Origin of the sequence: Pluralibacter gergoviae ATCC 33028 = NBRC 105706 (assembly GCF_001598855.1) — a bacterium.
In the GTDB taxonomy this organism is placed as follows: domain Bacteria; phylum Pseudomonadota; class Gammaproteobacteria; order Enterobacterales; family Enterobacteriaceae; genus Pluralibacter; species Pluralibacter gergoviae.
Genome location: NZ_BCZS01000097.1, coordinates 1 through 630 on the forward strand (window position 1 = coordinate 1; position 630 = coordinate 630).

The 630-nt window shown below is 51.0% G+C and carries 1 tRNA gene and 1 rRNA gene; both read left to right on the top strand.

The window, feature by feature from the left end:
- The first annotated feature begins 109 nt into the window (after window positions 1–109).
- A tRNA-Glu gene (locus ENGE1_RS26285) sits at window positions 110–184 on the top strand.
- A gap of 183 nt (window positions 185–367) precedes the next feature.
- Window positions 368–630, top strand: a 23S ribosomal RNA gene (locus ENGE1_RS26290); the annotation flags it as partial.

Sequence of the window (630 nt, forward strand, 5' to 3'; positions counted from 1 at the left end):
CTGCGGTTGGATCACCTCCTTACCTGAAAGAACCTGCCTTTGCAGTGCTCACACAGATTGTCTGATGAAAAGTAACGAGCAAGACGGCTACGAAGTCGTGACACTCCGTGTCCCCTTCGTCTAGCGGTTAGGACTCCGCCCTTTCACGGCGGCAACAGGGGTTCGAATCCCCTAGGGGACGCCACTTGCTGGGTGTGAGTGAAAGGCACAACCAATCAGTATCTCAAAACTCATCTTCGGGTGACGTTTGAGATATTTGCTCTTTAAAAATCTGGATCAAGCTGAAAATTGAAACGACACATCTTTAATGGTGTGTTCGAGTCTCTCAAATGCTTGCAGCACGAAGTGAAACATCTTCGGGTTGTGAGGTTAAGCGACTAAGCGTACACGGTGGATGCCCTGGCAGTCAGAGGCGATGAAGGACGTGCTAATCTGCGAAAAGCGCCGGCGAGGTGATATGAACCTTTGACCCGGCGATGTCCGAATGGGGAAACCCAGTGTGATTCGTCACACTATCGTTAACTGAATACATAGGTTAACGAGGCGAACCGGGGGAACTGAAACATCTAAGTACCCCGAGGAAAAGAAATCAACCGAGATTCCCCCAGTAGCGGCGAGCGAACGGGGAGC